Annotated in this window: 18 protein-coding genes; 9 read left to right on the top strand and 9 right to left on the bottom strand. The window is 34.0% G+C overall.

The annotated features are described in order from the left end of the window. Window positions 1–6: 6 nt before the first annotated feature. The 4 genes from RT99_RS13305 to RT99_RS13285 all read left to right on the top strand — a co-directional run bounded on the left by RT99_RS13305 (window position 7) and on the right by RT99_RS13285 (window position 6,138). The gene (locus tag RT99_RS13305; RefSeq protein WP_042565238.1) at window positions 7–1,200 is read left to right on the top strand and encodes an AGE family epimerase/isomerase; all 1,194 of its coding nucleotides are present in this window, start codon (window positions 7–9) and stop codon (window positions 1,198–1,200) included. 2 nt (window positions 1,201–1,202) lie between these two features. Further along, window positions 1,203–2,432 carry a glycoside hydrolase family 26 protein gene (locus tag RT99_RS13300; protein WP_052483668.1) on the top strand — a complete coding sequence of 410 codons (1,230 nt, stop codon included), beginning with the start codon at window positions 1,203–1,205 and terminating at the stop codon, window positions 2,430–2,432. A 338-nt stretch (window positions 2,433–2,770) separates the two neighbouring features. Next, complete coding sequence (locus RT99_RS13290) at window positions 2,771–4,054, top strand: cellulase family glycosylhydrolase (protein ID WP_042565236.1); 1,284 nt, start codon at window positions 2,771–2,773, stop codon at window positions 4,052–4,054. 104 nt (window positions 4,055–4,158) lie between these two features. After that, window positions 4,159–6,138, top strand: a complete 1,980-nt coding sequence (locus RT99_RS13285) for a glycoside hydrolase family 97 protein (protein ID WP_042565259.1) — start codon at window positions 4,159–4,161, stop codon at window positions 6,136–6,138. Between the two features lie 204 nt (window positions 6,139–6,342). Here RT99_RS13285 and RT99_RS13280 read toward each other — a convergent pair whose 3' ends face one another. Continuing rightward, window positions 6,343–7,299, bottom strand: a complete 957-nt coding sequence (locus RT99_RS13280) for an aldo/keto reductase (protein WP_042565235.1) — start codon at window positions 7,297–7,299, stop codon at window positions 6,343–6,345. A gap of 220 nt (window positions 7,300–7,519) precedes the next feature. Here RT99_RS13280 and RT99_RS13275 point away from each other — a divergent pair, with 220 nt between their 5' ends. Further along, the gene (locus RT99_RS13275; protein WP_042565234.1) at window positions 7,520–7,723 is read left to right on the top strand and encodes a DUF433 domain-containing protein; all 204 of its coding nucleotides are present in this window, start codon (window positions 7,520–7,522) and stop codon (window positions 7,721–7,723) included. Between the two features lie 162 nt (window positions 7,724–7,885). Here the strand turns inward: RT99_RS13275 and bglX are convergent, their stop codons facing one another. The 3 genes from bglX to RT99_RS13260 form a co-directional block, all read right to left on the bottom strand. Then, entirely contained in the window at window positions 7,886–10,183 is a 2,298-nt protein-coding gene (gene bglX / locus RT99_RS13270) for a beta-glucosidase BglX (protein ID WP_042565233.1), read from the bottom strand. Between the two features lie 296 nt (window positions 10,184–10,479). Continuing rightward, window positions 10,480–11,871: a sialate O-acetylesterase gene (locus RT99_RS13265; RefSeq protein WP_042565232.1), complete on the bottom strand. Its 1,392-nt coding sequence runs from the start codon at window positions 11,869–11,871 to the stop codon at window positions 10,480–10,482. Then, window positions 11,861–12,949, bottom strand: a complete 1,089-nt coding sequence (locus RT99_RS13260; protein WP_042565231.1) for an SGNH/GDSL hydrolase family protein — start codon at window positions 12,947–12,949, stop codon at window positions 11,861–11,863. Before RT99_RS13260 ends, RT99_RS13265 begins: the two co-directional genes overlap by 11 nt. Before the next feature lie 221 nt (window positions 12,950–13,170). Between RT99_RS13260 and RT99_RS13255 the strand changes: the two genes are divergently transcribed. After that, complete coding sequence (locus RT99_RS13255) at window positions 13,171–13,680, top strand: C40 family peptidase (protein WP_042565230.1); 510 nt, start codon at window positions 13,171–13,173, stop codon at window positions 13,678–13,680. A 110-nt stretch (window positions 13,681–13,790) separates the two neighbouring features. Here the strand turns inward: RT99_RS13255 and RT99_RS13250 are convergent, their stop codons facing one another. Next, window positions 13,791–15,368 (bottom strand): murein L,D-transpeptidase, encoded by a 1,578-nt coding sequence (locus tag RT99_RS13250; protein WP_042565229.1) that lies wholly within the window; start codon window positions 15,366–15,368, stop codon window positions 13,791–13,793. 177 nt (window positions 15,369–15,545) lie between these two features. After that, on the bottom strand, window positions 15,546–15,962 hold the full coding sequence (locus RT99_RS13245; RefSeq protein ID WP_042565228.1) for a DUF1573 domain-containing protein: 417 nt from the start codon (window positions 15,960–15,962) through the stop codon (window positions 15,546–15,548). A 172-nt stretch (window positions 15,963–16,134) separates the two neighbouring features. On the opposite strand from RT99_RS13245, the gene RT99_RS13240 reads away from it, so the two are divergent. From RT99_RS13240 to RT99_RS13230, 3 genes are read left to right on the top strand one after another with little or no spacing between them, the layout of a single operon-like run. Continuing rightward, window positions 16,135–17,397 (top strand): sensor histidine kinase KdpD, encoded by a 1,263-nt coding sequence (locus RT99_RS13240; RefSeq protein WP_042565227.1) that lies wholly within the window; start codon window positions 16,135–16,137, stop codon window positions 17,395–17,397. Beyond that, the gene (locus RT99_RS13235) at window positions 17,394–18,077 is read left to right on the top strand and encodes a response regulator transcription factor (protein WP_042565226.1); all 684 of its coding nucleotides are present in this window, start codon (window positions 17,394–17,396) and stop codon (window positions 18,075–18,077) included. The genes RT99_RS13240 and RT99_RS13235 overlap by 4 nt, the downstream gene beginning before the upstream one ends. A 58-nt stretch (window positions 18,078–18,135) precedes the next feature. Further along, window positions 18,136–18,900 carry an MBL fold metallo-hydrolase gene (locus RT99_RS13230; protein ID WP_042565225.1) on the top strand — a complete coding sequence of 255 codons (765 nt, stop codon included), beginning with the start codon at window positions 18,136–18,138 and terminating at the stop codon, window positions 18,898–18,900. 166 nt (window positions 18,901–19,066) lie between these two features. Here RT99_RS13230 and RT99_RS13225 read toward each other — a convergent pair whose 3' ends face one another. From RT99_RS13225 to RT99_RS13215, 3 genes are all read right to left on the bottom strand, one after another. After that, complete coding sequence (locus tag RT99_RS13225) at window positions 19,067–19,381, bottom strand: GIY-YIG nuclease family protein (RefSeq protein WP_042565224.1); 315 nt, start codon at window positions 19,379–19,381, stop codon at window positions 19,067–19,069. Window positions 19,382–19,456: 75 nt separating this feature from the next. Next, window positions 19,457–21,691, bottom strand: coding sequence for a radical SAM protein (locus RT99_RS13220; RefSeq protein ID WP_042565258.1), 2,235 nt, complete (start codon window positions 21,689–21,691; stop codon window positions 19,457–19,459). Between the two features lie 161 nt (window positions 21,692–21,852). After that, the gene (locus RT99_RS13215; protein WP_042565223.1) at window positions 21,853–23,130 is read right to left on the bottom strand and encodes an MFS transporter; all 1,278 of its coding nucleotides are present in this window, start codon (window positions 23,128–23,130) and stop codon (window positions 21,853–21,855) included. Between the last annotated feature and the right edge of the window lie 172 nt (window positions 23,131–23,302).

The raw sequence follows: 23,302 nt of genomic DNA, 5'->3' as shown, positions 1-23,302 counted from the left end.
TTCACCGTGTCAACAAAACTAAAGCAACTTAAAACCGAATTATCAGCTGAATTGGATTCAATTTTAGACTATTGGTCGAAAAATTCAATCGATACTAAAAATGGTGGTTTTATTGGTCAGATTGATAACGATGAAAATGTTATTGAAGATGCAGAAAAAGGTTCTGTTTTAAACGCCAGAATTTTGTGGTCGTTTTCATCAAGTTATCAAATCACAAAAAATGAAGAGCATAAAGAGATCGCAAAACGCGCTTTTGAGTTTCTTTCAGCTTATTTTTATGATATTGAATTTGGCGGATTATTTTGGAGTATCAATGTTGATAAATCACCAAAGGATACAAAAAATCAAATCTACGCTTTAGCTTTTGCCATTTACGGACTATCTGAATATTATGCTATCTCTAAAGATGAAAAAGCTTTGGCAATAGCCATAAATTTATATTTAAGAATAAAAAAGAATAGTTACGACCCAATAAACAAAGGTTATCTGGAAGCTTTTACAAGAGATTGGCAATCTATCGATGATTTGCGTTTGAGTGAAAAAGATGCCAACGAAAAGAAAACAATGAACACACATTTGCATATTGTTGAGGCATATGCAAATTTGTTTAAAGTTTGGAAGGACAAAGCCCTTCAAAACGATATTATCGAATTATTACAAACTATAGAAGAACATTTCATCAATACCGAAACCGGACATTTACGTTTGTTTTTTGATGAAAACTGGATCGAAAAACCAGATGTGATTTCATACGGTCATGACATCGAAGCAGCGTGGCTTTTGCTGCAATGCGCCGAAATTTCTGAAGATGAAACTTTAATCGCCAATTACAAAAAACACGCCATTCAAATGGCAGAAGTGACCAAAGAAGGTTTAGATACTGACGGCGGTTTATGGTACGAATTTGATCCCGAAAAGAATGAACTAATTGCCGAAAAACACTGGTGGGTTCAGGCCGAAGCTTTAATTGGCTTTTACAACGCTTATCAATTAACAGGAAATGAAATTTATTTAGATATAGTTTTGAAAAACTGGGATTTTATAAAAAACCACATTCTGGACACTAAAAATGGCGAATGGTTTTGGGGTATTTATCGCGATAATTCCCTGATTGAAAAAGACAAAGCCGGATTCTGGAAATGTCCGTATCATAATAGCCGGGCTTGTATGGAACTTATTCACCGCATTAAAACAGCATAAAAATGAAAAGTACTTTTCTCAAAATAGCATGTTTAAGTCTTTTTGTTTTGCCTTTTATAAATTGTTCTTCGGATAAAGAAGCAGAAAATGAAATTATAGTAGATCCTCCTACACAGGATGATGCTTTGACAACGCAAAATGTTACCAATTATATGGTTGATGCTAATGCTACAAAAGAAACTATAGCTTTATTTTATAACTTAAAAAATCTTGCAAAAACAAAAGTTGCCATTGGTCAGCAAGATGCTTTTAATAGTTTTTACCAAGATGTTGCAGGCGACTCTGACATTAAGAAAAATACAGGTTTTGATCCAGCCGTTTTAGGCTCTGATTTTATGTTTATTACCGATAAAAACAACAATAATCAGGCTGATAACTGGTTTTATCAGCAAGAAATAAAAATTACAAATGATGTGAAAATTGCTTACGCCAAAGGCATGATAAATACTTTTAGCTGGCATTTGAGAGAACCTAACAATGAAGATTCTTTTTATGCTGCCGATATGTCATCGGAACAAAAAACCACTGCTTTTAAAAGTATTTTGCCTGGCGGAGCAAATCACGAATGGTACAAGAAAAAACTCGATAAAGTTGCCAGCGTTGTTTTAAATTTAAAAGGCGCAAATGGAGAATTGATTCCGATAATTTTCAGGCCGTTTCATGAATTTGACGGAAGCTGGTTTTGGTGGGGCGCTAATTTTTGTACCCCCGATGAATACAAAACCGCATATCAATTTACGGTTGATTATTTGAAAAACACAAAAGGCGTTCACAACATTTTATATGCATTTTCGCCTGACAACTCCTATACTACAGAAACCAATTATTTAAGCCGATATCCAGGAGATAAATATGTAGATATTCTGGCAATGGATAATTACGGAGATTTTGACAATCAAGGTTCTGCCGGAGCTGCAAAAGCAAATTTGAAACTAAAAACTATTTCTGATATAGCAAAAACGAAAGTAAAAATCGCCGCTTTGTCAGAAACTGGTTTTCGCGTTACAAGTTCTAATTCGCCTATAACGGATTGGTTTTCGTATTATTTATATAGTGCGTTAACATCAAATAGCGTAGAAATCAGTTATGTAATGTTCTGGAATAACAACACTGACGGCTATTATGTCCCGAATGGTTCTGTTTCGAATGCAGCTGATTTTAAAACATTTGCAACAAAGCCAAAATCGGCATTGGTGAATTCGTTGCCGAAAATGTATGAATTGCCGAAGTAAATTAGTACAGAAATAGCACGCGGATTTGACGGATTAAAACTAATTTACACAGATTTATTCTTATTTTTTGTCTTTTTTTGTCATTCCGAGGAACGAGGAATCTTCGTAAGAAGCTCGACAAAGATTGGCGATTCTCTGGATGGAGTTACTTGCGGAGATTCCTCGTTCCTCGGAATGACAAAACAGTGGAATTGGAATCAATTAACGAAACTGACAAAAAAGAACTTCTTATGAAACCTAAAGCCATAGCCCTGATAGAAGTGAAAATCCTTTTGTGAAATGAAATGGAACAAAAGATTGTAACGGATAGCAGGAAATAGCTCCTAAAAAAGATAATAATGAAAAACACATTTTTAAAAACCTTCGGATTAGCTTTAATTTTTTCTGTAGTCGCTTGTAATGCGCAGGAAAGAATTACGGTAAAAGGAACGCAATTTTATAAAGGCGACAAACCATATGCCTACATTGGAACCAATTATTGGTACGGAAGTTTGCTGGCTTCAAAAAAAGTGGGCGACCGAAAAAGATTGCTTCGCGAACTGGATTTCATGCAAAAAAATGGTATTGATAATTTGCGTATTCTGGTTGGTGCCGATGGTGGAAAATACGATTTTACGGTTCGACCGGCGCTACAATACGAGCAGGGAAAATATGATGATGATTTGCTTGACGGATTGGATTTTTTGATTGCTGAAATGAGCAAACGTAAAATGTATGCGGTTTTGTATTTGACGAATAACTGGGAATGGTCTGGCGGAATGTCGCAATATCTGGAGTGGAATGGCAAAGGCACAATTCCGGTTCCGAATATTGCTCCAAATACCTGGCCTCAATTTATGTCGTATACAGAGCAATTTCATAGTTGTGAACCTTGTATGAAAGCTCTGGAAGAACATGTGAAATTTATTATTGGAAGAACAAATCAATATTCTAAAAAGAAATACAACGAAGACAACACCGTTATGGCGTGGCAGGTTGGGAATGAACCAAGACTTTTTACGGTTGAAAATGAAAAGAAATTTACAATTTGGCTAAACAATATTGTCGATTTAATTGATAGTTTAGATAAAAACCACTTGGTTTCGACCGGTTCTGAGGGAAAAAACAGTTCGAATGACAGCATGGAAATTTTTGAACGCACACACCAGAATACGAATATCGATTATTTGACGATGCATATTTGGCCTAAAAACTGGAATTGGTTTAAAGCAGAAAACGCTGAAGCCACAATACCAAAAACAATCGAAAATGCAGGAAAATATATTGACGATCATATTAAGGTTGCTAATAATTTAAAAAGACCGATTATTATTGAAGAATTTGGTTTACCAAGAGAAAATGAAAATTTGAATGCGGGAGCTTCTTCTGTTTATCGCGATCAGTTTTACAGTTATATTTTTGGAAGAGTTCTAGAAAGTCATAAAAATGGCGGTCCGTTACAAGCAGCAAATTTCTGGGGATACGGTGGCGAAGGAAAAGCAGTCAACGAAACTGGAAAATGGAATCCCGGCGAACCGCTAACAACAGATCCTCCGCAAGAACCGCAGGGTTTAAATTCTGTTTTTAATGGAGATAAATCGACTTTGGAAATTGTGAAAAAATACAATAAACAATTGAAGTAGTTAAAATTTTAAACCATATAAGTTCATTTAAGAGATTATAAGCTGAACTTTGCGCTATTAATTAAATGAACTTATATCACTTATATGGTGAAAAATATTCCAATATGAAAAATCTATTTGTTCTTTTTTGTTTCTTTTTCTTAAACCTTTCTTTTTCGCAAAAGAAACAAGACTTTATTTTAAAATCTCCTGATGGAAAAATTGAAATTAAAATTACTGTAAATGATAAAATTTCGTGGACTATTTCACATGAAAAAGATTTGATTTTGGCACCTTCTGAAATGTCTATGACTTTAGAAGGAAATACTGTTTTAGGAAAAAATGCTGTAGTTATAAATTCGAAAAAAGAAAGTGTTGATGCTTCATTTGAAACTCCGTTTTACAAAAAGAAATCGGTTCAAAATAAATACAATCAACTGGTTTTAGATTTTAAAAATGATTTTAGTATTGAATATCGTGTTTTTGATGATGGCGCTGCGTATCGTTTTATTACCAGAAAGAAAAAAGAAATTACAGCAATATCTGAAGAAGTTATTTTGAATTTCGATCAGGATTATAATTCTTTGATGCCATACGTTCGTGATTTAAGAAATCCGAAAGATCTTTATATTTCTTCGTTTGAAGCGCATTATGAGAACAAAAAAATCAGTGAATTTGCAAAAGATACTTTGGCGTTTTTACCATTTTTAATTGATTATAAAAACCATAAAAAAGCGGTTTTTCTTGAGGCGAATTTAGAAGATTATCCGGGTTTATTTATAACGAATAATAGTTCTAAATCTGGTTTTGAATCACGCTTTTCTAAATATCCGTTAAAAGAAACAAACGGTGGATTTAACAACCTCAACAAACTAATTACCGAAAGAGCTGATTATTTGGTTAAAACCAAAGGAGCGAGAACTTTTCCGTGGAGAGCAATTGTGATTTCTGAAAATGATTCGGCGTTAGCCAATAATGATATGGTACAGAAATTATCTGAACCAGCAAAAATAAAAGACGTTTCGTGGATTAAACCCGGAAAAGTTGCCTGGGACTGGTGGAATGACTGGAATATTTATAATATTGATTTCAAAGCCGGAATCAATACGCAGACTTATAAATATTACATTGATTTTGCATCAAAAAACAAAGTAGAATATGTGGTTTTGGATGAAGGTTGGAGTGTAGAAACAGATATTATGAAACACAATCCTAATGTTGATCTCGAAGCTTTAATCGCCTACGCGAAAGAACGAAACGTTGGTATTATTTTGTGGAGTTCGTGGATGGCGTTAAATAATAACATTGATGGCATTTTTGAAAATTATGCTAAACTCGGAATCAAAGGTTTTAAAGTTGATTTTATAGATCGTGACGATGCCAAAATGGTGAATTCCGTTTATGATATTGCACAAAAAGCAGCCAATCATAAATTGCTTTTGGATTTTCACGGTATGTACAAACCAACAGGAATTCAGAGAACTTTTCCAAATATTCTAAATTTTGAAGGCGTAAAAGGATTAGAAAACAATAAATGGACGCCAAACGACGATGTTCCATTATACGATACAACAATTCCATTTATCAGAATGATGGCCGGGCCAATGGATTACACACCGGGCGCAATGCGGAATGCTACCAAAAGCGAATTCAAACCGAGTCATTCTAATCCGGTAAGTCAGGGAACGAGATGTCATCAGCTGGCATTGTACACCATTTTTGAAGCGCCTTTGCAAATGATGGCCGACAGCCCAACGGCTTATATGAAGGAACAGGAATGCACTAATTTTATTGCTAAAGTTCCGACTACTTTTGATGAAACAGTTTCCTTAAATGGCGAAGTTGGAAAGTTCGTAACAATTGCCAGAAGAAAAGCAAACACTTGGTATTTAGGCTCGATCACCAACTGGGATTCACGAGAAATTACAATTGATTTTTCTTTCCTTGAAAAAGGCAAAAAATTCGAAGCTGAAATTTTCTCTGATGGATTAAATGCTGATAAAGCTGCAAACGATTATAAAAGAGAAATTATTACGGTTGATTCTAACACGAAATTAAAATATAAATTGGCAAGTGGTGGCGGTTTGGCAATGATTATAAAATAAATAGAAAATCCGTATTCTATGCTTTTTCAAACCCGACATGTTTTTAAAACCTGTCGGGTTTACGATTTTTTAATCCCACAAAAAAAACTGGACTAAGGTCCAGCTCTACAATATGGATCGAGCCAAAGGCTCTTTTACAGTTCCGAAGGAACAAATTATATTGTAGGGCTGGACTTCAGTCCAGTTTAGATTATGTATTGGAAATTAAGATAATATCTTTTCAATCGCATTCAATTCATCTTGTTTAAATTCCATGCTTTGTAAACAATCAATATTATTATTTAATTGACGTACAGAACTTGCTCCAATTAAAACCGACGTAATTCGTTTGTCTTTTTGCAACCATGCCAAAGCCATTTGTGCTAAAGATTGATTTCTGTTCTGCGCAATTTCATTTAGCTGCACTAACTTTTGAATGCGTTCCTGTGTAACCTCATCTTCTTTCAAATGTCCGTTTGGGTTATGTGCTCTGGAGTTTTCGGGAATTCCGTTTAGGTATTTATCTGTCAAAAGTCCTTGTGCCAAAGGTGAAAACGCGATACAGCCTACTCCTTTTTCTTCGAGAACATCTAGCAAACCGTTTTCTACCCAACGCTCTAACATTGAATATTTTGCCTGATGAATCAAACATGGCGTTCCCAATTGTTTTAAAACATCAACTGCAACTCTTGTTTGTTCTGCCGAATAATTACTGATTCCAACATACAAGGCTTTTCCGCTTCTTACCGCGTAGTCTAAAGCCTGCATGGTTTCTTCAATTGGCGTTTCGGGATCTGGGCGATGCGAATAAAAAATATCAACATAATCGACTTTCATTCTCTTTAAACTCTGATCTAAACTGGATAGTAAATATTTTCTTGAACCCCAATCGCCATAAGGCCCATCCCACATAGTGTAGCCAGCTTTTGTTGAAATGATGATTTCATCACGCAGATTTCCCTGAAAATTATGCCAAAGGATTTTCCCAAAATTAGTTTCAGCAGAACCTGGAACCGGACCATAATTGTTCGCTAAATCAAAATGCGTAATTCCTTTATCAAAAGCTTCGACAGCAATACATTCTGCATTTTCAAAATTATCTACCGATCCGAAATTATGCCATAATCCTAAAGAAATTTCAGGTAATAATAACCCGCTTTTTCCGCATCTGTTATATTTCATTGTTTTAATTTATAGGTTGTAGTTTTAATAGATTTTAAAAATACAAAAAACTCTTGAAGTTTGGCCACAAAGACACTAAGACGCTAAGCATTTTATTCAAATTAAAAATCGCCACGAATTCACGAATTAATTGTTTAAAAATTCATGGAGAAAAATAAACTACAATAATTAAAAATCTAATTCGTTTTTAATATTTTAAATTTGTTTAAATAATAAAACTATGGAAAATAGATCCCAAAATTTAATTTCGATAAACCCAGATATCAGATTTGGCAAACCTACGATTACAGGAACCAGAATTTGTGTTTCAGATATTCTTTTGTGGTTGTCAAAAGGAATGTCTTTTGATGAAATTATTGAAGATTTTCCTCAATTAAAAAAAGAACATATTCTTGCTGCTCTGGTCTTTGCTTCTCAAATATAATAACTCTCGCAGATTTTGCAGATTTAGGAGATAAAAAATCTGTCGAATCTGCTAAATCTGCGCGAAAAAAAAATCGCCAAAAATTCACGAATTTTTAAACAATTAATTCGTGAATTCATGGCGAAAAAAAAACTTCGCGTCTTAGCGCCTTCGTGGCAAAAACTATTCTTTTATCTCAAAACCACTCTCCAAACCTTTATCAGAACTTTCTCCAACCATGATTTTAAAAGTTCCCGGCTCAACTAAATAATTCCCTTCATTATCATAAAAACCAAGTTCTTTATTTGTTAAAGTAAAAGTTACCATTTTAGTTTCCCCTTTCTTCAAATTCACCAATTCAAAGCCTTTTAATTCTTTTATTGGGCGAACGATACTGGCAAATTCATCGTGAATATATAATTGTACGACTTCTTTTCCATCATAATTTCCAGAGTTAGTAACGGCAATGCTAACCTGAACATTTTCTCCTTTGGCAAAAGCCGTTTTATTTATTTTTAAATCTTTATAATCGAATTTGGTATAGCTCAATCCAAAACCAAACGGAAATTGTGGCGTTTTCTCCACATCCATATAATGTGACCAAAACACGTTTTTATCACTGTCAATTGGTCTTCCTGTACTGTATTTGTTGTAATAAATCGGCACCTGACCCACATTTCTAGGGAAAGACATTGGCAGTTTCCCACTCGGGTTATAATCTCCGTATAAAACCTGCGCAACGGCATTTCCGGTTTGAGTTCCCAATTGCCACGCTTCAACAATTGCCGGAACATTCTCTGCAGCCCACGGAATACTCAACGGACGGCCATTATTTAAAACCAAAACGATATTCGGATTCACTTTATAAATTTCTTCTAATAATTCTTGTTGTAATCCCGGCAAATTCAAATCGGTTCTGCTTCTTCCCTCACCGCTTTGAAAACCATATTCTCCTAAAACCATTACCACAACATCAGCATTTTTCGCAGCGTTTTTCGCAGCTTCAAATCCGCTTTTTTCTGTTGTATTAAAAACTGTTTCTGTCAGGAAAGTCGCTTTTTGAGATAATAAATCGACTCCTTTTTCAAACACCAATTGATTGTCTTTATATTGCTGCATTCCTTCTAAAACCGAAACCGCCGTATTATCATCAGCCGCAATTCTCCAGCTTCCAAGCGGACTATTTTTGTCATTTGCCAAAGCGCCAATCAAAGCAATTTTTTGTCCTGATTTCTTTAGCGGAAGCAAATTCTTTTCGTTTTTCAACAATACAATCGACTTTTTGGCCATGTCCAAAACGCCTTCATTGTTTGCTTTACTTCCCACAACTTCTTTTTCGCGCTTTTCATCGCAATATCGGTACGGATCATCAAATAATCCCAATTCAAATTTCACGCGAAGAATTCTGCGAACGGCATCATCAACCAAAGCTTCTTTTATTTTTCCTTCTTTCACCAAACCAGTCAATTTCGCCACATACAAATACGATTCCATATCCATGTCTGAACCTGCAATTACGGCTTTTGCCGTTGCATCGGCTTCATCTTTTGCGTAGCCGTGCGCGATCATTTCGCGAATCGAAGCATAATCTGAAATTACAAATCCGTCAAACTTCCATTTACCCTTTAAAATATCTCTTTGCAAAAACACATTTCCCGTTGCCGGAACGCCATTCAACGTATTAAATGAATTCATAAAAGTACGAACTCCCGCATCGACCGTAGCTTTAAAAGGCGGTAAAACAGAGTTGTACAACTTAGAATTACTGATATCTACAATATTATATTCCAATCCCGCTTCAACATAACCATACGCTGCAAAATGTTTCGCACAAGCCGCAATCGTATTTACTTTAGCCAAATCAGCGGTTGTTTCACCCTGAAAACCTTTTACTCTCGCGTAACCCACTTTGCTTCCTAAATACGGATCTTCACCCGCACCTTCCATAACACGTCCCCAGCGCGCATCGTTTGCAACATCGACATTAGGTCCAAATGTCCAGTTTATTCCAGATGCCGAAGCTTCATCAGCCGCAATCGCCGCCGATTTTTTAATCGCTTCCAAATCCCAACTCGCTGCTTCTGCCAACGGAATCGGACTTAACGTTTTATAACCGTGAATAACATCAAAACCAATAATCAACGGAATTCCCAAACGGGTTTCTTCAACCGCAATTTTCTGAACAGCGCGAACATCTTTTACACCACGAACCGTCAGCATTGAGCCAACCCAGCCTTTTCGCAAATGTTCGTATTTCAGTTCTGCTGTTCCGCCTTTTGGAGCCGGACCTGTTACATCCCAAAATCCATTATATTGATTCATTTGCCCCACTTTTTCTTCCAGCGTCATCAAAGACAAAAGCAAATCGATACGTTGTTCTATGGTTTTATTTTTATCTAAATAAGGTTTTTTCTGTGCATTCATATTTCCAACTGTAAACAGGGCAAAAACCCCAATAGTTATTATTTTTTTATTTTTCATTGGTTAGTTAGTTTAGTAATTTGGGCGTGTCCCTCCGGGTCGGGCTATTCGCTACAAGTCCTCGCACTTCCTTCGTCAGGCTGTGGGCTTTCCACTGCTATCCCTCACGCAAACCAATACACAAGAGCTTTTCGAATTATTTCTTTTTCCACAAATTTTGTCATTTTGAGGAATAAGAAATAACAAACTTTGAGTGCTTCACTTTGCGGGACTTCGACTCCGCTCAGTCTGACAAAAAAGGCGCTAAAAATCTAAGGTCTAAAATCTTTACTCTTTGTTCTTTTCTCTATATTCTCTCACTCCGTAATAAAACAAGACGCCGGCAAATTCGCTTTATTAAACAAATCAGATTGTATTGTATTTCCCCAAGCGAATCTTACTTTCACGGGATTTTCAACTTTCTTGCTTACCAAAATCACCTGATTATTTTTTATCGAAGCTTCTGCAGGAAAGAAAACCCCATCGGCTCCAGCCAATTCAAATTGATTCGAAATTTTGTTTTTAAAATGCAATCCTTCTGCATAATCAAACGAAACAATTACTTGATTTTTTTCGACTTTAAAATCTTTAAAAAGTGGTCCGTTTACCAAATTAGAATTTAGTCCCGAAGCTTCGGGATACGTTTCTGCCAAAGCCAAATTTGCCAAACGAATTCCGACATCTTTTTTATTCTTTGGATGAATATCAATTGTATCAGAAATATCAGAAGTTAAAACCATTCCAGTTTTCGGAACTTCTTTTAAAATTTTTCTTTGAGAATTTCTCACAATAACATTTGAGAAGTTGTTACTTCCGGTTTTATAAGGCGCGATTTGAACGAAATAAAAAGGAAATTCGTCCTGCCAAACTTTTCTCCACGAAGTAATTAAAGCCGATAATGTTTTATCATAAACCAATGAACCAACATTCGATTCGCCCTGATACCAGAGTGTACCTGCAATTTTAAATCCCGTAATTGGGTAAATCATAGCATTATAAGCACGTCCCGGTTGGCGTGGTCCGTATTCCTGTTCGTTGAGTTTTTTGGCATTTTCTAATAAAAGAGGATCATTTTGAACGACTTCTTCCGGCATCCAGATTTCTGCCGGAGTTCCGCCCCAGTTGGAAGATATCAATCCGATTGGAACATTTTTTAAATCTTCTCTTAAACGTTTGGCAAAAAAATAGCCAATTGCGCTGAAATTTTTCATCGTTTCCGGAGTCGATTCGACCCAATTTCCCAGCAAGTTATTTTGTGGCGTTGTGGCAGTTAATTTCGGAACGGTAAAAAATCTGATATTAGGAGTCGTCGCATTTTTCATTTCTTCTTCGCCATTGTCAATTCCCCAGCTTGCAGACATTTCCATGTTGGATTGTCCGGTGCAAAGCCAAACTTCGCCAATCAGAATATTTTTCAGAACAACTTCATTATATCCTTTTATAGAAATCGTGTAAGGTCCGCCAGCTTCTGGCGTTTTAATATGCAATTCCCATTGCGCCTGATTATTGGCAACAACTTTATATTCCTGATTGTTCCAGCTCGAAACCAATTTGATTTCTTCTTTAGGATTTGCCCAACCCCAAATTTTCACTTCAGCATTGCGCTGTAAAACCATATTATCGCCAAAAATATTCGGAAGTGTAACGTTTGCCATCATAGTACTGGAAATCAATAGAAAGAAAACAAACTTAAATATATTATTTTTCATTTAAGAGCTTTTTTAGAAATGGAGCATATTCAGCTGCTAAAACTTTGTGATCATTGACATCAGGATGTCCTAAACATCCTTTTGGAGTCATTGGTTTAAATTTAAAAATCAAGATTGGTTTATGTGTTTTGTCTTCTGCGAAAGCGTTTTTAACTTTCTTCAGACAATCTTCAAAAACTAATGCTCTTTCTCCGCCTACCATTGGGCTGTTTGTGATCACAATTTGTGCTTTCGGATTATGTTTGTACAACATTTTGATAAAGTTGATGTAATTCGAAACATACTTTTCAGCATTAAAAGGAAGACGCTCTTTTTTACCATCTCCACCAGAAAAATCATTGGTTCCCAAAGCAATACTGATAATATCAGGCTGAAAAGCAAAATCGTATTTAGGTTTAGAATTGTCTTTGGTTAAATATAAATTCTGATAAACATCAGGCATTATCGCTTCGTCTTTGTTCTCGTCGTTCCAGTTTCTATACATTCCAATTCCGGAAACAGAGCTTACCAAATAATCAACATCAATTTTTCTTGAAATTCTAGGGCCATAAGCAAAATAACCATTATGATGATCCATATATTCTCCCTTATCACAATCAACTGAATCACTCGCAGCAGCACAAGTAATGGAATCGCCAATAAATTCGATTTTCTTTTTCTTCTTTGTAGAAATTGAACTCAGTTTTGCGGTTGTCCCGGCAAATAAAATATTTCCGCTTTGAGCCTCGGTATTTTTATAAATTTCAAGTCTATGGACTTTTTTGTTAGTTGTAGTTTTTATTGGAAAAGACTGAACTGCGCCTTTTTCAATTCTTATTTTTCCCAAATATTTTCCGTCTAAGACCAACGAAACATAATTATGATGTTCGTATGAATCAACACTTTGAAGCGAAACTGAACATTCAGTTCCAGTAAAATTAAATGAAACAGAAGAAGCGGTTCCAATTAAAATTACTTTATTATTTTCAAGTTTATCAACTCTGCCGTGATAAAGAAATGTATTGGTTTTGTTTTGAGATTGAGAAACAACCGAAACCATCAAAAACAGAATTAAAAGCGGTATTTTTTTTAGAAACATAATATTATTCGTTAAATCTAAATGAGATTCACAAATATATCTGAAATAAGGTTTTAAAAAAGATACTAAAACATCAAAAGGCAATAAAAAATCACCAAAATAATTATATCATTTTTACGTTTTATTATTCACATAAAAACCTCGTAAAGAACTATTGCTTTGATATTCAAAAGCTACGTGCTATCTTTATAAATTAATGTTCTGATTCAACTTCAAAAAAAATGAAATCAAGTCTCTATATATTATTCTTTTCTGCCATTTTATGTTCTTCGTTTACTTGTAAAAAAGAAGATAAAACAGAGGCAATTCAAATTCAGAAACCATCAACTAAAATCGACCGCGATTCTATTGTCAGTTACGCTAAAAACTATATAGGCGTTCCGTATGTATATGCAGGAAGTGATCCGAAAAAAGGATTTGACTGTTCTGGATTTGTAAGTTACGTTTACAAAAATTTCGGAATGACTTTACCAAGAAGCTCCAGTGGTTATAAAGATTTGGGAACTGCATTAAATCCTGAAGAATTTAAAGTTGGTGATATTTTGGTTTTCTACGGCTATAAAGACAGAACTGTTGTGGGGCATCTCGGCATTATTTGCGAGGCGAACGGAATGCAATCTAAATTTATTCACGCTTCATCTGGAAAAGTGCAAAGCGTTACTATTACTTCATTAGACACGGAACATTACACAAAACGTTTTTATAAATGTATTGATGTAATTTCTAAGTAAGGTATTTTTTTGCCACGAATTGCACGAATTATCACAAATTAAATATCATGCTTTTCCGCCCATAAAATTGGTGGAAATTCGTGAAATTCGTGGCAGAACTTTTTTAAAATTTATTCCTCAGTCAATAATTTGATTAAACTATCATCTCTCTTGTAAACATCTTTATAAAAATTCAAATTTCCGTCTCGATCTACCCAGGCGGTAAAATAACCAATGTAAACGGGAACTTTCTTTTTTAGACTCACCCAGTTTTCTTTTCCTGCGTGCATTGCTTTATCAATTCTGGCAGGCGTCCACGAAGGATCTTGTTTTAAAAGTTCGATTGCCAATTCTCTTGGTTTTCCTACACGAACGCAACCATGACTAAAAGCTCTGTTTTCTCTTTCGAACAAACTTTTTGCCGGTGTATCGTGTAAATAAATATTATTTGAATTTGGGAATAAAAACTTTACTAAACCAAGCGAATTATTTTTTCCGGGTAATTGACGAACAGCACCATTATTCCACTCCAGATTTTTCTGAGCCAGGTAATTCTTGTTCTTAGCCATTCCGGGTTTTATTTCACTTTTAATGATACTTGGAGGAACATTCCAATACGGGCTAAATACAATATTGTTCATCATTCCGCTAAAAATAACGGTTTTATTCATTGTTTTTCCGACCACGACCGGAGACACAAATGCGATATCATGATTGCGAATTAAATACAATCTAAATTCGGGAATGTTCACTTCGATATATTCTTTTCCTTTTTCAAGTTCAGGATCTATCCATCGGCAACGCTCCATATTGGCAATTATCGTTTTGATTCTTTCTGAAACTGTAACGTTCAACTCAGCAATATGTTCTGGTAAAATCGTATTTTTTGGAGTTAAACCATGGTGTAATTCGTAAGTTCTAATAGCTTTTATTAAAGTAGAATCACATATATTACTTTTAGTATCTTCTTTAAGATCTCCGGTTACGTAAAGTCTTTCTCTTATTTGCCCAATTGAAGCTACAGAATCTCCTAATTTAAAACTTTTAAAATCGACATCAGTCTGAATGGCTTTCCATCCTCCTTTTTTTTCAATTTCTCTGTATTCATGCAGTGCGTCACGAAGCTTATAATATTGACTGAACATCTTGCTCTTTTTGTCATCGCTAATCGTAGCTTTGTTATAAATAGAATCTGAAAAAACCTGATAATTGACTTTTTTACGAGGTAAAAGCCATTCCAGCGCTCTTGAAGTTTTTTCATCTACTCCGGAAACTTTCTGAACGTAATAAAAATACAAGTTTGAAATCATTAAATCGGTATCTGATTTTGATAACTTATTTTCAACAGTATGTTCAAAAACTGGACTAATTTGTTCCTTATACGGGAAATTAGCTTTTAAACCTTCCTGATCCAATCCTTTGTATTTATTGAATAACGTATTTCCGTACTCAACAACACCTTTGTTGTCCAGCCACAATTGAGTCGATTTATTTTTCTTGTATAAAGCAAAAACCTCATTCTGAAACTTAATCAGTTTAGGATATGTTTTATAAAAAGCGGAAATACCAGAACTATCGATTTTAATTTTCAGTTCAGGAACTACTTCATCTGAAGGTTTTTTTAATATTTCTTTGCTTTCTTCTTTCTTATTACAAGAAAAAACAGCCATAAGAAGCACAAAAGCAACAATCGAATAGAAAATTTTCATAATGATTTTTTCAATAAAAATAGAAAAGTTTTGATACAAATAACGCTTTTACAAAAAATAAAGTCACTCACTTACGAACAATTATATTCTTTTAAAACAATTTAATTAATGAGCATAAAAAAACTCCGGATACATTACATATCCGGAGTTTTCCCCTTTATAATCAACCTTTTATTTTTAGATAACTGTTCCTTTTAATGTAAGGATTTTTGGTGTTTCTTCTGCACTTGTTGTTACAGTAACTGTTTTTGTAAATGCACCTTTATTAGCTGCATTATAAGTTGCTGTTACTTTTGCTGATTTACCTGGTAAAATTGGCTCTTTTGTGTAATCTGTTGCTGTACAGCCACAAGATCCTTTTACATTGGTAATTACAACGGCAGTTTTTCCTGTATTTTTAAATTCGTAAACAATTGCTTTTGGTGTTCCTTGCGGAATCTCACCTACATCAACTGTTTCTGCTTTCCAAACTATGGTTGATGCTGCAATTGTACTGTTTTCATTTGTGCAAACTAATGACTGAACTGGTGCTATAGCAGAGAAAGACATTAATCCTAAAGCTAAAGCCAGCATTGAAATTTTGATAATTTTCATAATAAATTTATTTAAAGTGGTTTATGGTTAAATTTCCTTTATCAAAAGTAGTTTAGATAAAAACAATTCGCTGTTAAGCGGTTTCAAATGTTTGTTAACGACTTGTTAACGGATATTTTTCATTTAGTTTCTTTGAATTTTTAGCTATATTACACTATCAAAATACTTTTCATTGAAAATAAATAAACTCAACAGTATCATTCTTTTAGGACTTATTGCTATCATAGGTATTTTGGTGGCACAATTACTTTGGACCAGAGAAGCCTTTACTTTAGAGCAAAAAAAATTAAGCCAAAAAACCCATATTGCATTGCTTGAAGTAGCAAAAAAGCTATACGAAGGCACCAATCACGAGTTGCCGGCACAGAATCCTGTTCAGAAAATTGCCAATGACTATTATATAGTAAATGTCGAAAATGATTTTGAACCTGATATTCTGGAATTTTACCTGAAAACGGAATTCAAAAAAATGAATATCACCACTGATTTTGAATATGCTATGTACAATTGTCAAAGTGACGAAATGGTATATGGAAATTATATTTCATTATCTAAACAAGAAAAAGGAAAACAATCCGTTTATTTTCCGAAGCATAAAAATCTCGTTTATTATTTTGCTGTTCGTTTCCCCAATGAAACATCTTATCTGTTTAGTTCGATGCGTTTTTGGTTTGTACTTTCAATCGTATTGATTCTTATTCTGTTAATTTATGTCTATTCTATTTTTACGCTTTTACAACAAAAAAAATATTCTGAATTACAGCGCGATTTTATCAATAATATGACGCATGAATTTAAAACACCGCTCTCTTCGATTTTAATCGCCTCGAAGTATTTAATTGAACAAAATCCGATTAAAGAAGATAAAAAACTGCATACTTATACAGACATTATTATAAAGCAAAGTCATAAATTAAACCATCATATTGAGAAAATTTTAAATACTTCAAAGTCTGATTATAAGACTTTGGAACTAAAAAAAGAATCTATTTTGATTGTTCCTGTTTTGGAAGAAACAATTGAAAATATTGTATTAAAGTACCCTGAAGCAAACATAAAAATAAGCAGTAAATCAAATGATTATAAAATTGAAACCGATGTTTTTCATTTTACCAATTTGGTTTACAATTTATTAGACAATGCAGTGAAATATTGTAATGAAAAACCTGAAATTACGATTGAGATAACTGAAGAAAATCAGGTTTTAAAATTAGCTTTTATTGATAACGGAATCGGAATTTCGATTAAAAATATATCTTTAATCTTTGATAAGTTTTACCGCATTCAAAATGAAAAAAGCAATGAAGTCAATGGTTTTGGCCTTGGTTTATACTATGTAAAAGAAATTTGCAATTTGCAAAACTGGAAAATAAAAGCCGAAAACAACGAAATAAAAGGTGTTACTATCACCATATCAATTCCTTATAAAAAATGAAAAATTTTAAAATTCTTTATACCGAAGATGATGAAACATTAGCGTTTCTGACCAAAGACAATCTCGAACAAAATAATTACGACGTAGTTCATTGCTGTGATGGAAAATCAGGTTTGGAAGCTTTTAAAAAAGAAGATTTCGACATTTGCATCCTTGATATCATGTTGCCAAAAATGGATGGATTTGAACTGGCAACCGAAATTAGAAAAAGTAATACCGATATCCCGATTATTTTCCTTTCGGCCAAAACCTTAAAAGAAGATCGCATTAAAGGACTGCGTTTAGGTGCCGATGATTATCTCGTAAAACCGTTTAGTATTGAAGAATTGTTATTGAAAATTGGAATTTTTCTGAAACGTTCGCAGAAAAATAATCAGACAGAAAGCATTGTTTATACTATTGGAAAATACCAATTTGATTTCACTAATTTCTTTCTTTTTAATGAAGATGAAAAAATAGGCCTTACACAACGGGAAGCGGAACTTTTAAAATTATTTTTTGATCATAAAAATATGGTCCTAAAAAGAGAAAAGATACTTTCGGCACTTTGGGGAAATGACGATTATTTTACAGGAAGAAGTCTGGATGTTTTTATTTCGCGGTTACGAAAAATTTTAATCAATGAAGAAGGCATTGCTATAGAAAACATACACGGTGTTGGTTTTCGTTTTAAGATGTAATTTATTGCTACTATTTATTTCAAAATTTTGTATTTTTAATATCTAAACTTTTTCAGATATGAAATTTCATCATTTAAGAAATGCCACTTTAGTTATAGAAACAGATGAACATGTTATTTTAGTTGATCCGATGTTAGGAAAAAGAAAAACGATTCCGCCTTTTACCATCTTTCGATACAAACCTAAAAGAAATCCATTAGTTGCTCTTCCTAAAAATAGTAGGGATATTTTAAGTAAAGTTACACATTGCCTGATTACCCATTTACATCCTGATCATATTGACAAAGCCGGCGAAGTTTTTTTAAGACGAAAAAACATTCCTGTTACCTGCAGCATTAAAGATGAAAAAACACTAACAACAAGAGGTTTAAATATTGTTCAAAGTTTGAATTATTGGGAACCACAAGAATTTTTAAACGGGAAAATTACTGGAATTCCTGCTATTCATGGTTACGGATTTATTGCAAAATTAATGGGAAATGTAATGGGTTTTAATATTGAATTAGCAAATGAAAAATCCGTATATATTAGTTCTGACACTATTTTTACAGAGCATGTTCAAAAAGTTCTTGTTGAATTTAAACCTGAAATTGCCGTTGTAGCCTGTGGAACTGCTCGACTTGACATTGGTCAGCCTTTATTAATGCGAATGAACGATATTTTGAAATTTGTTGCTTTGGCACCAAATCAGGTTTTTGCAAATCATTTGGAGGCTTTAAATCATTGTCCCACAACTAGAAAAGAATTAAGAGAAGCATTATCAGAGAATAATCTTTTGGATAAAGTTTCGATTCCTGAGGATGGGGAGAATGTTTCTTATTGAATTAAAATTTTGTTTTAAATTTTGTCAATCTTTGTCGAGCTACTTGCGGAGATTCCTCCTCCGTCGGAATGACAAACTTTGTGACAACTTTGTGTAATAAACTTAGATAATACGTTCTGTATGTCATTCCGACGGAGGAGGAATCTCCGCAAGCAACTCCGCAATACTATTCAAATAAATAATTCAAAAAATCGAAATCCGGATTACTTGTTTTTATCAGTTCTAATTTTTTTTCTCTCCTCCATCCTTTAATTTCCTTTTCACGAGTAATTGCATCCTGAACCCATGTGAACTTTTCGTAGTAAAGTAAAAACTCAACAATATATTTTGAAGCAAAAGTTTTATTCTTTAATAAAATATTTTCTTTATGTTGATTCAGTCTTATCCTTAAGTTATTTGTAACTCCAGTATAAAAAACCGTTTTGGTCTTATTTGTTATAATATAAATATAATAAGTATGAAAACCTTCTTGAAATTGCATAATTAATGAATTCTTATTCTGATGTAAAAATAAGAAAATTCTTTAATTTAAAATTTTATTTACGATTAAAAAAATCTACAAAACCAACAATCCAAACTCGCGTAAAATATTAATTGGTTTTGAATACCAAAACAATTCAAAATCATCTAATTGAGTTTCAAAGTCAGCTTTTATTTCTTGGAAAGTATAATTTTTACCGTTTGAAATAGTAATCTTTTTTAAGATATCAACTAGCCATTCTCCTTCATTTTTATTGGTTTGAATGTTGAAACTTTCTTTTTTATCATGAAAAGTAAAAGTCATCATTTCCCATGTTTGGCCTTTTTTTGATTTTGTAAAATATTCAACAGAAGGTTTTCCGCCCAACCAAACCACTTTTGCATTTGGTTTTGTGTTGAAATCGGCATTCTCTTCTAACGCATTAAAAATAAAATACGGGTCAATTTTAGTTTTCGGAATTTTAAAGTCGAACCAATCCTGAAGTTCATAATCAAAACAAATTCCGTGCATGAAATTAAAAAGCGATTTCTTTAGTCCGAAACTAAATTTATCGTGATTGATTCCTGTAGAATCGGTGTAATCAATATCATTATTGGCAAAAGTTCCAATGGTTTCTGTTGTTTTTGTTACGCCAAATTTCTCCGGATATAACCCAACCGGACTATGTGCTGTCATCGCAAATTGATGCCAAAAACCAGATTGTAAAATTCCGGCTTCGAATAACTGACGAACCATTTCTAAGCTGTCAATTGTTTCCTGAACAGTTTGTGTTGGATATCCGTACATTAAATAAGCATGAACCATGATTCCGGCTTCGGTAAAATTTCGGGTTACCTTTGCAACTTGTTCAACCGTTACGCCTTTGTCAATTAATTTTAATAATCGGTCCGAAGCAACTTCTAATCCTCCGGAAACGGCAATACAGCCCGAAGCTTTTAGTAATAAACATAAATCTTTAGAAAAACTTTTTTCAAATCGAATGTTTGTCCACCATGTAACGGCTAGTTTTCTGCGTATAATTTCTAATGCCAAAGCACGCATTAAAGCAGGTGGAGCAGCTTCGTCAACAAAATGAAAGCCATTTTGACCCGTTTGCTGCATCATATCTTCCATTCGATCACACAACAAATTAGCAGCAACAGGTTCATACACTTTTATGTAATCTAAAGAGATATCACAAAAAGTACATTTTCCCCAATAACAGCCGTGCGCCATTGTGAGTTTGTTCCAGCGTCCATCGCTCCACATTCTGTGCATTGGATTTACTATTTCGATAACCGAAATGTATTTATCCAAAGACAAATCAGAATAATCAGGCGTTCCTACTTGTGCTTGTTTATAGTCGTGTTTTAAGGAATTATTTTTATAAACCACTTTTCCATCTTCTAACAAAAAAGTTCGCTTATATGAATTGGAGTTTGGGTTTTCCAGATTAAAAATTAATTCTTCAATTGGCACTTCGCCATCATCTAAAGTAATAAAATCAAAGAATTCAAAAACACGAGCGTCAGAAAGAGAACGTAATTCGGTATTTGGAAAACCGCCGCCCATTGAAATTTTAATCTCCGGATGGTTTTGTTTTATCCATTGTGCACATCGAAAAGCGCTGTATAAATTCCCCGGAAAGGGAACAGAAATCAGGAAAAAAGTTGGTTTTATAATTTCAATTTTTTCTTTTAAAATCGAAATTAAAATTGAATCTATATAAGTTGGTTTCTGCTGTAAAGCTTCATAAAGTTCATCAAAAGAATTGGCGCTTCGGCCTAAACGCTCTGCATATCGGCTAAAGCCAAAATTTTCATCAACACATTCTACAATAAAATCCGAAATATCTTCAAGGTATAAAGTCGCTAAATGTTTTGCTTTATCCTGCGTTCCCATTGTTCCGAAAGCCCAATCAAGCTCTTCCAATTGCGCAAAACGAGAAGCTTCGGGCAGAAAATCTTCCTGACAAATCTGTAAAGCCAAAGTTGGATTTTTTCCCTGCAAAAACTGAATTACTGCATCAATCGTTTTAATGTATTCATCTTGTAAAGCAAAAATACGTTTTGAATTATCGGAGATTTCGTTTCCAACAACCTGACCCGAGACTGAAAGTCGAACTGGCGGAGCAAATCTGAAACCTGAAACTTCAAACAAATCAATTAAACCTTTCTTCGAAAACAACTCTAAAATCACATCAATACCCAAATCCGCCTGAACCGATTCGATATTTTTTGTATTTAAAAATCCTTTTATATACGCAGTCGCCGGATACGGAGTATTCAGCTGTGTAAAAGGAGGTGTAACGATGAAGAGTTTGCTTTTCAAAAGAATTATTTTTTGCAAAAATACGGGATATTTAGAGACTTTTTGTGAAAAGATTAAAAGGAGTTTTTAGTTTCATTTTTAAACCACAAAGTCCGCAATCCCGATAGTTATCGAAGTTGTGGACTTTGTATATGTTTTTGCAAAACTTTGTGGTTAAGATCCTAAAACTTATGCTCCTCTTTACTAATTACCAAAAATGAGATCAAAGAAATAAATGCTGCTCCCATTAAATAAAAGCCTACATAACTCACACTATATGTAGATGCCAGCCAAATTGCAATCATAGGTGCAAATGCCGCACCCAGAATTCCGGCCATATTAAAAGTTAAGGATGCTCCGGAATAACGAACATTTGTTGGAAACAACTCTGACAGAAAAGTTCCTAACGGACCATAAGTAAATCCCATTAAAGACATTCCGATACAGGCAAAAGTCGTCACCAAAACAATATTACCAGAACTTAAAAAGTATGAAAAGAAGCAGCCAAAAACGGCAATAGCTGCTGTAGCTATAATAAGCATTTTACGACGACCTATTTTATCTGCAACTACAGCCGAAACCGGAATAAAAAGGGCAAAAAACAATACCGAAAATAATTGTATTAATAATCCATTTCTTTTAACAATTCCTAAATCTGATGTAGCCCAGCTCAATGTAAAAACGGTCATTAAATAAAATACTAAAAAGGTTGTAATGGCAGAGAATGTCCCGAAAATTAATTGGTTTTTATAGGATTTAACCAGCGTTAAAAACGGAATTTTCACTTCTTCATGCGCATTTTTAGAATTCTCAAAAGAAGGTGTTTCTGTAATTTTAGTTCGGATATAAAAACCTACCACCACCAAAAGTGAACTGGCAATAAACGGAATTCTCCATCCATAATCCATAAAATCTTCATTGCTCATTGAATCTGTTAACAATAAAAAAGTTCCTCCTGAAAGCAGTAATCCTATTGGAGCTCCCAATTGCGGAAACATTCCATACCAGGCACGTTTATTCGGCGGTGCATTTTCGATGGCCAATAAAACAGCTCCTCCCCATTCGCCTCCTAAACCAACACCTTGTCCAAATCGGCAAAGCATTAACAATAAGGGAGCAGCAACACCAATACTGGCATAACTTGGCAAAAACCCAATGGTTACTGTTGAAATACCCATTGTTAGTAAAGCAGCTACTAAAGTAAATTTACGTCCAATTTTATCTCCATAATGCCCAAAAAAAGCAGAACCCAAGGGACGCGATAAAAAGGCAATTGAAAAAGTAGCTAAAGATTCCAGAGTTGCCATCGTCGAATCTGCACCCGGGAAAAATAATTGTGGAAAAACCAATACTGCTGCATTGGCATAAATATAAAAATCAAAAAACTCGATTGTGGTTCCAATTAAGGATCCAAAAAGAATATGTTTTAAGGAATTCTTTTGGGCAGGATTATTTTTCATGCAAAATTAGGTATATCTTTTTTTGATTACAAAAATATAGTTTCGTTGTGAATATTTCACATTTAGAACAATTAGTTTCAATACACTTATGCTTTTTTAACAAATTAGGCTTATTTTACATTTTAAATAAATTTGAATTTAATCAAAACTAAAAACTTGATTAGATGAGCTT

Source organism: Flavobacterium sp. MEB061 (assembly GCF_000834715.1).
GTDB lineage: Bacteria > Bacteroidota > Bacteroidia > Flavobacteriales > Flavobacteriaceae > Flavobacterium > Flavobacterium pectinovorum.
Note: the sequence above shows the minus strand (reverse complement) of the source record. Positions and strands in the feature narration are given on the sequence as shown.

What these genes read in the sequence shown, in the direction of transcription:
- RT99_RS13250 (WP_042565229.1), bottom strand. Translation starts at nt 15,368, where the DNA reads ATGAAAATTTTCTATTCGATTGTTGCTTTTGTGCTTCTTATGGCTGTT.
- bglX (WP_042565233.1), bottom strand. Translation starts at nt 10,183, where the DNA reads ATGAAAAATAAAAAAATAATAACTATTGGGGTTTTTGCCCTGTTTACA.
- RT99_RS13260 (WP_042565231.1), bottom strand. Translation starts at nt 12,949, where the DNA reads ATGTTTCTAAAAAAAATACCGCTTTTAATTCTGTTTTTGATGGTTTCG.
- RT99_RS13300 (WP_052483668.1), top strand. Translation starts at nt 1,203, where the DNA reads ATGAAAAGTACTTTTCTCAAAATAGCATGTTTAAGTCTTTTTGTTTTG.
- RT99_RS13285 (WP_042565259.1), top strand. Translation starts at nt 4,159, where the DNA reads ATGAAAAATCTATTTGTTCTTTTTTGTTTCTTTTTCTTAAACCTTTCT.
- RT99_RS13275 (WP_042565234.1), top strand. Translation starts at nt 7,520, where the DNA reads ATGGAAAATAGATCCCAAAATTTAATTTCGATAAACCCAGATATCAGA.
- RT99_RS13245 (WP_042565228.1), bottom strand. Translation starts at nt 15,962, where the DNA reads ATGAAAATTATCAAAATTTCAATGCTGGCTTTAGCTTTAGGATTAATG.
- RT99_RS13265 (WP_042565232.1), bottom strand. Translation starts at nt 11,871, where the DNA reads ATGAAAAATAATATATTTAAGTTTGTTTTCTTTCTATTGATTTCCAGT.
- RT99_RS13230 (WP_042565225.1), top strand. Translation starts at nt 18,136, where the DNA reads ATGAAATTTCATCATTTAAGAAATGCCACTTTAGTTATAGAAACAGAT.
- RT99_RS13215 (WP_042565223.1), bottom strand. Translation starts at nt 23,130, where the DNA reads ATGAAAAATAATCCTGCCCAAAAGAATTCCTTAAAACATATTCTTTTT.
- RT99_RS13235 (WP_042565226.1), top strand. Translation starts at nt 17,394, where the DNA reads ATGAAAAATTTTAAAATTCTTTATACCGAAGATGATGAAACATTAGCG.
- RT99_RS13255 (WP_042565230.1), top strand. Translation starts at nt 13,171, where the DNA reads ATGAAATCAAGTCTCTATATATTATTCTTTTCTGCCATTTTATGTTCT.
- RT99_RS13290 (WP_042565236.1), top strand. Translation starts at nt 2,771, where the DNA reads ATGAAAAACACATTTTTAAAAACCTTCGGATTAGCTTTAATTTTTTCT.
- RT99_RS13225 (WP_042565224.1), bottom strand. Translation starts at nt 19,381, where the DNA reads ATGCAATTTCAAGAAGGTTTTCATACTTATTATATTTATATTATAACA.
- RT99_RS13280 (WP_042565235.1), bottom strand. Translation starts at nt 7,299, where the DNA reads ATGAAATATAACAGATGCGGAAAAAGCGGGTTATTATTACCTGAAATT.